This window comes from Arthrobacter sp. P1_B11, from assembly GCF_056406715.1.
The window spans coordinates 260,587-271,547 of record NZ_JBFTZQ010000002.1 but is presented as its reverse complement, the minus strand read 5'-3'; the positions used below and the strand labels follow the sequence as shown (position 1 = coordinate 271,547).

The 10,961-nt window shown below is 64.5% G+C and carries 8 protein-coding genes and 1 pseudogene; all 9 read right to left on the bottom strand.

Annotated features, from left to right (window positions below):
* Nucleotides 1-474 (bottom strand): annotated as a pseudogene (locus AC1D14_RS03375) (hypothetical protein); the annotation flags it as partial.
* An 89-nt stretch (nt 475-563) separates the two neighbouring features.
* Entirely contained in the window at nt 564-1,646 is a 1,083-nt protein-coding gene (locus AC1D14_RS03370) for a hypothetical protein (protein ID WP_476968052.1), read from the bottom strand.
* A gap of 135 nt (nt 1,647-1,781) precedes the next feature.
* Entirely contained in the window at nt 1,782-2,852 is a 1,071-nt protein-coding gene (locus AC1D14_RS03365) for a Gfo/Idh/MocA family protein (RefSeq protein ID WP_476968051.1), read from the bottom strand.
* Nucleotides 2,853-3,063: 211 nt separating this feature from the next.
* The gene (locus AC1D14_RS03360) at nt 3,064-3,771 is read right to left on the bottom strand and encodes an ABC transporter ATP-binding protein (RefSeq protein ID WP_476880980.1); all 708 of its coding nucleotides are present in this window, start codon (nt 3,769-3,771) and stop codon (nt 3,064-3,066) included.
* Nucleotides 3,772-3,773: 2 nt separating this feature from the next.
* Nucleotides 3,774-5,216, bottom strand: coding sequence for an ABC transporter permease (locus AC1D14_RS03355; protein ID WP_230117094.1), 1,443 nt, complete (start codon nt 5,214-5,216; stop codon nt 3,774-3,776).
* Nucleotides 5,217-5,510: 294 nt separating this feature from the next.
* Nucleotides 5,511-6,611, bottom strand: a complete 1,101-nt coding sequence (locus AC1D14_RS03350; protein WP_230117095.1) for a substrate-binding domain-containing protein — start codon at nt 6,609-6,611, stop codon at nt 5,511-5,513.
* 52 nt (nt 6,612-6,663) lie between these two features.
* Entirely contained in the window at nt 6,664-7,941 is a 1,278-nt protein-coding gene (mmsB, locus tag AC1D14_RS03345; protein WP_230117096.1) for a multiple monosaccharide ABC transporter permease, read from the bottom strand.
* 44 nt (nt 7,942-7,985) lie between these two features.
* The gene (gene mmsA, locus AC1D14_RS03340; protein WP_230117097.1) at nt 7,986-9,542 is read right to left on the bottom strand and encodes a multiple monosaccharide ABC transporter ATP-binding protein; all 1,557 of its coding nucleotides are present in this window, start codon (nt 9,540-9,542) and stop codon (nt 7,986-7,988) included.
* Nucleotides 9,543-9,672: 130 nt separating this feature from the next.
* Complete coding sequence (locus AC1D14_RS03335) at nt 9,673-10,863, bottom strand: ROK family transcriptional regulator (RefSeq protein WP_230117098.1); 1,191 nt, start codon at nt 10,861-10,863, stop codon at nt 9,673-9,675.
* Nucleotides 10,864-10,961: the final 98 nt, after the last annotated feature.

The window sequence follows — 10,961 nt, the reverse complement described above, 5'->3', positions numbered from 1 at the left end:
GTCGACGAGGGCGTCCGCTGCSGGGATGGTTTCGGTGCCTGCGCCGGTGGTGTTGCCGAGGTTGACGTCGACGRKGGCGTYSGCTGCSGGGATGGTTTCGGTGCCTGCGCCGGTGGTGTTGCCGAGGTTGACGTCGACGGKGGCGTTSGCTGCSGGGATGGTTTCGGTGCCTGCGCCGGTGGTGTTGCCGAGGTTCACGTCCACCACGGCCGTGGCTTCGGTAGCCGGCGCCGTGTTGCTGCCAGTGATGAGGTCGATGTCAGCAGCTACAGCGACTTGAGGAGTATCCGACGGCGTTGGGCCACCCAGCAGACCCAACGACGTCGAAGCAGTGAGGTCCGCTGACGCGGATGCGGGCGCAACAGTAACAGTTCCTGTGGCCGTGGTATCCGCGTTAGCCGCGGTGGCGCCGAGGGCTAAGAGGCCGCCGGCAAAGAGGGTGCCCAGTAGGCCCCTGCGAATTTTCTGGTGCATTTTGATGTCTCCTGAAGAGTTGTTGACAGGCGCACAGAGGCAGCCCGATTGGCCGGATTTCTGCCCAAGGAAAGGCAGGAAAGGCCCAACTAGTCAGGAGAGGAGCCGGGGTCAATAGCCACCGGCGAAGGGACATGCTGAAGTGGACCGCTGGCCGGGACGATGCCGGTAAGCGGAAGGTATTCAAAGGGACTGGTCAGCCACGCGGCGGAGGTTGACGGGCCGCCCGAGGACTGGCCACTGCCCGACCCCGACGGCGTAGACGGCAGCAGGGCATCCGGGGACCGCGTGCTGTCGCCGCCGGGTGTTCCTCCGCCGGAGGGAAGTGCAGGCGACGAGCCCGAAGCGTTCTTGTGACCCGCATGGCCGGCACCGCCCAGGTGACTGGGCGCAATTCCGCTGGAGGCCACAGCGGTCACCAGGGAGGCATATCCCGGGCGGACTTGCGCGGAAAGGTCTGCGCCGTCAGTCCTGTCAGTGGCAACAGACGTAGCAACAGACGTGGCAGCAGGCGTGAGCGGGGGACCGGTGGAGGATTCGGGAACGGTGACGAGGTCCTTCACGGCCTCAACAACTGGCGTGCCCACAGGAGCATTGAGGGCCGGGGCATCAGGATGCAGATCGGGAACTTGGCCGATCACCTGGTCCACCGGGACCGTCTCGGTCACGGGCTGCACAACTGTCTCCACCACACCGCTAACCGCGGCATCCACCTGTGAGGCGACCGGCGCAACGGCCTCGGCGGGCAGTACTTCTGCCGCAGGCAGGATGCCTACCACCGTCTCCAACGGGATCGCGATCTCGTCCACGACGGGAGCGACGACGGCCGGTAGCACCGCCGTCTCGGGAGCGGGCGTTTGCGGATCGGGTTGGGGCAGCGGAGCGGCCGGCGCAGGCTCCGGAATGACAACCGCAGCAGGGTCCGGCAGCGTCTCGCCTACCGGATCGGCAACGTTCTGTGCATGGTGGATGACGTCAACAGCGTTATCGACGCCAGTGCTTAGCGACGAAACCGTCGCGGTGATTTCGCCAAGAGGAGACTCGGAGGTGGACGAGTTGGATGCGTCTGCACCCGGGGCTGAAAAGGAGAGCCAGGCCACAGCGACAGCTCCGGCGATAAGCACCGGGCGCAGGGGGCGGAGCGCGGACCATGGCAATCCGGCACCAGCCATGCGCAACACCCCCCCAAGTCACCGAATAATCGACGATCTTCTACAGCCTAAGCCCGCTTCAAAGTGAGAGTCCAGACCCGGCAGACAATATTATTTGGATTTCTGCGAAGCAAGTGCCTGCACAGGACCAGCCTGTCAGTGGGCGTCGTTCGGATAGCTGACCCCAAGCTGTGCCCGGACTCCGTCGAAAAGCCGCATGGTGTTCAGGGAATCCTCGAGCGGCATGACAGGGCTTTCCGTCAGGCGTTGCTGGATGCACCGGGTCACCTCGCGAAGCTCATAGGTGTAGCCCTGGCCCGCAACGTGGAAATGTTCCGTGCGAAGCGGTTCGCGCCCGATGCCGATGACTAGCTGCTTGGGGTTGTTGATCGAGCCGAGTGCCTGAAGATAGCCCAGGCTTCCGGCAACTGTGGCGGCCCGCGGGCCGTGGGCCAGCAGCGACGAGGTCAGCTGCGCCTGTGCTCCGTGGTGGTAACCCAGCGTCAGCGCATTCTGGGCGTCGACGCCGTCATCATTAAGGAAGCCCGTGGCGCTGACCGCCTGCGGGAATCCTAAGGTGCCCAGCGCCCACAGCAGCGGGTACACCGTCAGGTCGAGGAGCGCACCGCCGCCGTCCTTGACCGCCCACAGCCGTGCTGTGGGCGAATAGGGTGCGGGGAAGCCCAGATCCGCGGTGACCCATTGCACCGTTCCTAGTTCGCCGGAGGCGGCGATTTCGAATGCCCGCTGAATGCTGGGAAGGAAGCGGCTCCACACCGCTTCCATCAGGAACAGCTGCTTTTCGCGGGCCACGGCGATCAGCTCGGTGGCCTCGCGGGCGTTGATCGTGAAGGCTTTTTCGCACAGCACATGTTTGCCGGCATTCAGGGCGGCCAGCACCATCTGGTGGTGCTGGGCGTGAGGCGTGGCCACGTACACGACGTCGACCGAGTCGTCGGCGAGAAGGCGCTCATACCCAGGCGTCCCGCCGTCGCCACCGTACGCCCTTGAGAAGCCGAATTCGGCGGCGAAGGTGTCCGCCGCCTCCTGCCGGCGTGAACTGACCGCGTACAGCTCAGCATCTTCGAGCAGGGCCAGATCCCGGGAGACCAGCGAGGCGATCCGCCCGGTGGCGATGACACCCCACCGAATCGGAGCGCCGGTGGCGGCGAGGGGATCCTGGTTGGACTGGCTGAAAAGCCACGGCGTGGCGATGGGTGACGTCATGACGCCATCCTCTCATCCGGGTGAGAGAGCGTTGGGTCGAACGCTGCAGGAAGTGAGAGAGCGTTCGAAGATTTCCGACAGCAACTGAGAGAGCGTTCGAAGATTTCCGACGGGAAGTGAGAGAGCGTTGTGTTGAACGCTGCGGGAGCTGAGAGAGGGTTGAAACCAGCCCTCCCTCAGTTCCCCGCTGTGCCCGCACCCCTAGGGGACGTTACCCCGCCGCCGCCGCGCCCACCCGGCTGCGGGCGGGTTCCTCCGTCAGTTTGCCCTGCTGCAGCCGGAAGCGCCGGTCGGTCTTGTTGGCGAGCTGGCGGTCGTGCGTCACCACGAGGATGGTGGTGTTGTGGTCCCGGCTGAGCGAACTGAGGAGTTCGATGATGTGCTCGCCCGTCTGCTCGTCCAGGTTGCCCGTGGGCTCGTCGGCCAGGATCAGTTTGGGCTCGTTCGCCAGCGCCCGGGCGATGGCAACGCGCTGCTGCTCGCCGCCAGAGAGCCGGTTGATCCGGCGCGCGTGCTTCTCCGAGTCGAGCTGTACCTGCTCGAGCAGCTCGCGCGCCCGCTGTACCCGCCCTGACTTCCGTACGCCGGCGAACTCCATCGGAAGCATCACATTGTCCAGCGCGGACAGGTTGGGGATCAGGTTGAACTGCTGGAACACAAAGCCGATGTCCCGGCGCCGGTACTCCGTCAGCTTGCCGTCGGGCATGCTCGCCAGGCTCACGCCGTTCACGACGACGTCCCCGCTCGTGGGCTTGTCCAGCGCACCGAGGAGGGACAACAGCGTGCTCTTGCCGCTGCCGCTCTTCCCGACAATGGACGCCAGTGTGCCCTGTTCCAGCTCGAAGCTGACATCATTGACCGGCTTGATGGTCCGGTCGCCGGTCTTGAAGGTGCGGACGAGGTTCTTGACTTCAATCATGGCTATTCTCCTCGGAGGACTTCGATGGGACGGATGCGGGCCGTGAGCAGGGCGGGGACCAGCGCACCGATGATGGCGACCCCGAAGACCGCGCCGATGCCGGCGGCGATCACGCCGGGGGAGGCACTCGCGGTGACCGAGGTCAGCAGCTGCGACGCCCCGCCGAACGGACCGCCGGGAAGACCGGCCCCGCCGCCGGGGAAGCCCGCGCCGCCCGGGACGCCGGCACCGCGCCGGGCAGCCGCCGTCGTGCTCGTGCCAGAGCTGACCAGCGCACTGGCGATGCCGCCGCTGGCGAAGGACGCGATGGCGGCACCCACCACGCTTCCCAGGGCCACCAGCACCAGGGCCTCGAGCACGAACTGGAGGCCGATGGTGCCGTTGCGTGCGCCGATGGCCTTCAGGACACCGATCTCGCGGCGGCGCTCCCGGACCAGCATCACCATGATCAGCAGAATGATCAGGCCGGCGGTTCCGAGCGCGGCCAGGAAGGCCACCAGGGAGATGTTCTTGACGCTGTCCAGCGAGCTGACGGCGGTTTCCAGGTTGCGCTGGCCCTGCGTGACGTCCGCCTTGTCCGACCCGATGGCGGCCTGCAGGGCCGTCTTGGTGGAGTCCACGTTCTCCATGCTGTTGACCGTGACGATCATTGTGGAGAGTTCACCGGGCAGTTCCGCCAGCGTCTGCGCCGCCGGCAGCGTCACGTACAGGGCGTTGTTGCCGAAGGCAGTGCCGGCGTCGAACAACCCCGCGACGGTGAATTTGGTGCTGTTGATGGTGAACGTGGAGCCCACCTTGAGGTTGTTCTTCTCGGCGAGGGTGGTGCCCAGCAGCGCCTTGGTGGAGGCCGCGGTGTAATTGCCCAAACCGGCGCCTTCGGTCAGTTCAAGCGCCTTTCCGGCGCTGTCCACCTCGGCGCCGATGCCGGTGGCAGTGATAGGAAGAGTCCGCGCCGGCTGTGTGGCGGCGCCGGTGGTGCCAGTGGTTCCCGAGCTGGCCTGGTTCCGGGTGCCGAGCGTTCCGGCGTCCACCGCCGCGGTGAGGCTGGTGGTCAGCGTGGTGGTCTGTCCGCCGGGGCCCCCTTGGCCGCCGCCCGGACCTGCCTGGGTCCCGGCCGCCGCCTGCGCGGCAGCTTCCGTGGCGTTGCGCAGCCGCAGCGTTTTGGTTCCGACGACGGCGGTCACGTTGGGGACGCCGGCCGCCGTCACCGCCTGTGCCGAGGTCAGCGGCTCGCCGCCGCCCTCGAATCCCTGGCCGCCGGCCGGATTGACCGTGAGCACCGTCCCCACCGAAGCGTTCAGCTCCTGGACTTTCGCCGCCACAGCCTGGTTGGCCACGAGCATGGCCAGGGCCAGTCCGATTGCTACGGCAAGAACGGCCACAACGGCAGCCGTCCTGACCTTGTTTCTGAAGGCATTGCCTACACTGCGGGCGAGGACGCTCACGGTACTCCTTGGGATCACGTGCCGGCGGAATGGCCGGCTTCGGATCCCACACTGGCGCCCGCGGCTGTGCAGAGTCGGAGCCAAAGCTATGCGTTTGCTGTGACTGTTTCCCAGCGCCCTCCGGGAGGTGCAGGAGGGTTGAGAGTTTTGTTGCGAAAGGTGCAGGAGGGTTGAGAGTTTTGTTGCGAAAGGTGCAGGAGGGTTGGGGAGGAAAGCGACGAGCCCCGGCCCTCCCTTGCGGGGGAGCCGGGGCTCGGCGGTGCCAGTGTCTGGAACGCTGGGACGCCTGTGACCTTACTTCGTGATCGGTCCGAGTACCGGATCGCCCACGTAGGCCGTCTTGACGTTCTCCTTGGTCACGATGACCGGCTCCAGCAGGTACGCAGGAACGGTCTTGACCTTGTTGTTGTAGGACTTGTCGTCGTTGATTTCAGGCTTCTTGCCGGCCTGGATGTCCTTGACCATGACGATCGCGTGCTCAACGAGCTTGCGGGTGTCCTTGTTGATGGTGGAGTACTGCTCGCCGGCCATGATGGACTTGACGGACTCAACCTCGGAGTCCTGGCCGGTGACAACCGGAAGCGGCTTGCCGGCGGCCTTGACTGACGTCAGTACTGCACGGGCCAGGGTGTCGTTCGGGGACAGGACGCCGTCCAGCGAAGCGGAGGAGTAGCTGCCGGTCAGCAGCGTGTCGGCACGGCGCTGGGCATTTTCTGCCTTCCAGCCCTGGGTGACGGCCTGTTCGAACGACTTCTGGCCGGAAACCACCTTGAGGGTGCCGTCGTCGATCTTCGGCTGGAGCACCTTCATCGCGCCGTCGAAGAAGACCTTCGCATTGGCGTCGTCGGGGGATCCGGCAAAGAGCTCGATGTTGTACGGTCCCTGGGCCTTCTTCTTCGCCATGCCCTCGAGGAGTGCCTGGCCCTGCAGCTCGCCGACCTTGAAGTTGTCGTAGGCCACATAGTAGTCCACGTTCTCGGTGTTCAGCAGCAGACGGTCGTAGGCGATGATGGTCGCGCCGGCGTCCTTGGCCTGCTTGAGCTGGGTGCCAAGCTGGGCGCCGTCGATGGCGCCAACGATGATGACCTTGGCGCCCTTGGTGATCATGGCGCTGATCTGGTTCTGCTGTTCCGAGACGCCGCCGTTGGCGAACTGGACGTCTGCTTTGAAGCCGGCGCCGGTGAGTCCGTCGTTGAACAGCTTTTCCGCCAGGACCCAGTTCTCACTGGTCTTCTGGGGGAGCGCGACGCCAATCGAGGAGTTCTGGGGGAAAGCCTCGCCGCCAGCTGTGCCACCGCCCGTTGTACCGGAGTCGGAACGGCCGCAGGCTGTCAGCGCCAGTGCCGCAATGGCAGCGATCGCTGCCGCCTTTCCTGCTTTACCAATCATTCGCATTGTTGGTTCACTTTCTATAGGGGTGGGAAATGCTTCCGGGGAGTGGCGGTGCTCAGGCTTCCCGGGAGATGGTTTCTTTGGTGGAAGTTGTCTCGTCCGGCTGGAGCGACGTTCCGCCGCTGGGGCGGTTGAAGCTCTGGGTCAGCATGCCGATGATGGACCTCTTTCCCTGGCTCTTGTTGTAGACGTCGAACGCCACGGCGATCAGCAGGACCAGGCCCTTGATGATCTGGGTGAGGTCGGCGCCGACGCCGAGGAGCTGCAGGCCGTTGTTCAGCACTGCCATCACAAGGCCACCGACGATCGAGCCGATCACGGTGCCGACACCGCCGGTCACGGCGGCGCCGCCGATGAACACGGCCGCGATGGCGTCTAGTTCCCAGCCGACGCCGTCGAACGGTCCAGAGGCGGTGGACCGGCCCACGAAGATCATGCCGGCTAGGCCGGCCAGGATGGACATGTTCATCATGACCAGGAAGTTGACCTTCTTGGACTGGACGCCGGAGAGCTCGGCTGCATGCCGGTTGCCGCCCACCGCGTACACGTGGCGGCCGACGACGGTCTTGGCGGAGATGAACCCGTAGATCAGGACCAGGACGGCGAGGATGAGCCCGGGGATGGGGAACGAGGTGCCCGGGCGGCCCGTGGCGAACAGGTACGTGGCGTACAGGATGGCACCGCAGATCAGCACGAGCTTGGTGATGACCACCCAGGCCTCGGGGACCTCGGCGCCGAGTGCCTTGGCGGTGCGGCGGGAGCGGATTTCACTGAAGATCACGAATGCGACGCCCAGCAGGCCGAGCAGCAGGGTGAGGTTGTTGAAACCCGTGTTCGGGCCGACCTCGGGAAGGTAGCCGGAGCCGATGTACTGGAAGTCGGCGGGGACCGGGATGGTGTTGGACTTGCCGACGAACTGGTTGAAGCCGCGGAACAGCAGCATGCCGGCCAGCGTGACGATGAAGGCGGGAATCCCCACGTAGGCCGTCCAGAACCCTTGCCAGGCGCCGATCAGGGCTCCGAGCGCGAGCCCGAGGAGGATGCCCAGGTACCAGGGGATTCCCCAGTCCCTGATGGCAAGGGCCACGGTGACGCCGACAAACGCTGCCACAGAGCCGACCGACAGATCGATGTGGCCGGCGATGATGACCAGCACCATGCCGATGGCCAGGATCAGGATGTAGGAGTTGCCGTTGAAGAGATTGATGACGTTGCCGGGGGTGAGCGTGCGGCCTTCAGTGGCGAATTGGAAGAAGACGATCAGGGCAACCAGGGCGAAGATCATGCCGAATTGGCGGGTGTTGCCGCCAAAGAGCTTCTTGAGCGCGTTCATTGTGTCAGTCCTTGTTCTGGAAGGTTCTGGAGGATTCCAGAGGGTCAGGCGGTTTTTCTGGCGGAAGTCATAAGTTTCATGAGGCTTTCCTGGCTGGCTTCGTCTTTGTCCACGACGCCGGTGATGGCGCCTTCGAAGATCGTGTAAATGCGGTCGGAGAGGCCGAGCAGTTCAGGCAGTTCGGAGGAGATGACGATGACTCCCTTGCCCTGGTTGGCCAGCTGCTGGATGATGCCGTATATCTCGTACTTGGCGCCGACGTCGATGCCGCGGGTGGGCTCGTCCAGGATCAGCAGGTCGGGATCGGTAAACATCCACTTCGCAAGGACCACCTTCTGCTGGTTGCCGCCGGAGAGCTTGGCCACGCCTTCCTCCACGGATGGCGTCTTGGTGCGCAGCGATTTGCGGTATTGCTCGGCCACCGTGAACTCCTTGTTGACGTCCACCACGAAGTGCTTGCTGATCTTGTGCAGCGCCGCCGAGACGGTGGTGGTCTTGATGTCATCCAGGAGGTTCAGGCCCAGGGACTTCCGGTCCTCGGTGACGTAGCCGAGGCCGGCGTCGATGGCCTGTTTGACGTTCTTGAGGTGGAGTTCCTTGCCGTCCTTGTAGATGCTGCCGGTGATGTAGCGGCCATAGGAACGGCCGAACACCGACCGTGCCAGTTCGGTGCGGCCGGCTCCCATGAGGCCGGCGAAGCCGACGATCTCGCCCCGGCGGACGAAGAAGTTAGAGCCTTTGCAGACAATGCGGTCCTGGACCTGCGGGTGCCCGACGGTCCAGTTCTTGACCTCGAACAGGACCTCGCCGATCTTGGGCACGTGGTCCGGGAACCGGGACTCCAGCGTGCGGCCGACCATGCCCTTGATGATCCGGTCCTCGTCGACGCCGTCGGCCTTCACGTCCAGGGTCTCGATGGACTTCCCGTCGCGGATGATGGTGATGGAATCCGCGATCTGCTCGATCTCGTTGAGCTTATGGGAAATGATGATGGACGTGATGCCGCGGCCTTTCAGGCCCAGGATCAGGTCCAGCAGGTGCTGGGAATCGGATTCGTTCAGCGCCGCGGTGGGCTCGTCGAGGATGAGCAGCTTCACGGACTTGTTCAGCGCCTTGGCGATCTCCACAAGCTGCTGTTTCCCGACGCCGATTTCCTTGACAGGAGTATCCGGGTCCTCCCGCAATCCCACCCGTGCGAGCAACTCGCGGGTCCGGGTGCGGGCCTCGGCCCAGTCGATAACGCCGCGCTTGACGGGCTCGTTGCCCAGGAAGATGTTCTCCGCGATGGAGAGCTCCGGGATCAGCGCGAGCTCCTGGTGGATGATCACGATTCCGGCGTGCTCGCTGGCACGGATGTCCTTGAACTGCTGGACCTGTGCCTGGTAAACGATGTCGCCGGTATACGTGCCGTGGGGGTACACCCCCGAGAGGACCTTCATCAGCGTGGACTTGCCGGCGCCGTTCTCACCGCAGATCGCGTGGATCTCTCCGGCCTTCACCAACAGGCTTACCTCGGCCAAAGCTTTAACGCCGGGGAATTCCTTGGTGATGGAGCGCATCTCGAGGATTACGGGATCGCTATGCGTGTCGAGGGACGTCATTTGCCCTTACGCCTCCAATGCGTGACTTCGTTGTCCGCCCTGCAAAACGCAGGGCCGTCTGATGAAAAAGTAAACTGGATCACAACCCTTGTCGTCAAGTCTTTAACGCAACGGGCAGGTAACGAAAACCTTACGAACGCCGGATTCCGGCGTGTTGGAAGACCAGGGCCGCCGCGCCCAGAGCCTCGGCGCGGTCGCCCAAAGAGGACATTGTCAGGGTCGTCGTTTCTCCGATAACAGGGACTGCGTGCCGCACCAGACCCCTGCGGACGGGGTCCAGCAGGAGCTCGCCGAGCCCGGCCAGCGGGCCGCCCACCACTATCACCTCCGGGTTGATCAGGTTGGCCACGTTGCCCAGCGCACGCCCGACTGCCAAGCCGGCGTCGTCCACCACGCGAAGGGTGGCCGAGTCCCTTGCCAGCGCTTTGCGGACAATGTCCTCGGGTGTCAGCGGCTTTTCCTCCCCCCGGCTCAGCAGCTCGATCATGGTGGTGGTGGAGGCGATGGTCTCGAGGCAGCCCCTGTTGCCGCACCGGCAGATCAGTCCGTGTTCGTGGATCGTGGCATGGCCGATTTCACCCGTGATGCCTACGTTGCCGTAGTACGGGTTGCCGTTGAGAATCAGCCCGGCGCCAATGCCCGAACCGATCTTCATAAACATGAGGTTGCTGATGCCGCTGTGCGGTCCCCACGTGACCTCGGACAATGCCCCAAGATTGGCGTCGTTGTCGATGAATATGGGGAACTGCAGGGTGTTTTCGAGGTGTTCCAGGATGTTGATACCCACCCATTCGGGGAGGATGGCGCCTTGGGCCACCGTGCCCGTCCGGCGGTCTATGGGGCCGGGGATGCCGACGCCGGCACCCACTATGGCGCTGCGCTCCACTCCGCTGTCGGTGAGCAATTTGGACAGCAGCGTGACGGCGGCCAGGATGCCCTGATCGGCGTGGTGCCCGAGGGGAAGCAGGACGGATTCCTCGGCGATGATGTGGTAGCTCAGGGAGGCAAGCACCACGCGCAAGTGCCGGCGGCCGAAGTCGATGCCCACAGCCACCGCGCCGTTGCTGTTCAGCCGCACGTTGAGCGCCCGCCGCCCGGAACTGGTAATCGGCTCGGTGGAGGCCAGGCCGGAATCCTGCATGATTTTCACGATGTTGGACACGGTCGCGGTTGACAGGCCCGTTTGCCGGGCGAGTTCCGCCTGGGTTGAGGGTCCGTTCAGCAGGCATTCGATGATCCGCTGCTGGTTCAGATGCCGGAGAGCGGACTGCGACCCTGGGTTTTTAGTTCGGCTCCTCGTTGAGCGCGATGTTGAGGGCATGCTTAGAAGAGTGCACCATCGCAGCCTTGCAGTCAAGAAGTTAACGCAAGGGAGGGGTTCTCATTGCCCGGGTGCAGGCGGACAATACGTCCCGCAGG

Bases quoted from the DNA above. Each gene is read 5' to 3' on its own strand.
- AC1D14_RS03370 (WP_476968052.1), bottom strand. From the start codon at position 1,646: ATGGCTGGTGCCGGATTGCCATGGTCCGCGCTCCGCCCCCTGCGCCCG.
- AC1D14_RS03365 (WP_476968051.1), bottom strand. From the start codon at position 2,852: ATGACGTCACCCATCGCCACGCCGTGGCTTTTCAGCCAGTCCAACCAG.
- AC1D14_RS03360 (WP_476880980.1), bottom strand. From the start codon at position 3,771: ATGATTGAAGTCAAGAACCTCGTCCGCACCTTCAAGACCGGCGACCGG.
- AC1D14_RS03350 (WP_230117095.1), bottom strand. From the start codon at position 6,611: ATGCGAATGATTGGTAAAGCAGGAAAGGCGGCAGCGATCGCTGCCATT.
- mmsB (WP_230117096.1), bottom strand. From the start codon at position 7,941: ATGAACGCGCTCAAGAAGCTCTTTGGCGGCAACACCCGCCAATTCGGC.
- mmsA (WP_230117097.1), bottom strand. From the start codon at position 9,542: ATGACGTCCCTCGACACGCATAGCGATCCCGTAATCCTCGAGATGCGC.
- AC1D14_RS03335 (WP_230117098.1), bottom strand. From the start codon at position 10,863: ATGCCCTCAACATCGCGCTCAACGAGGAGCCGAACTAAAAACCCAGGG.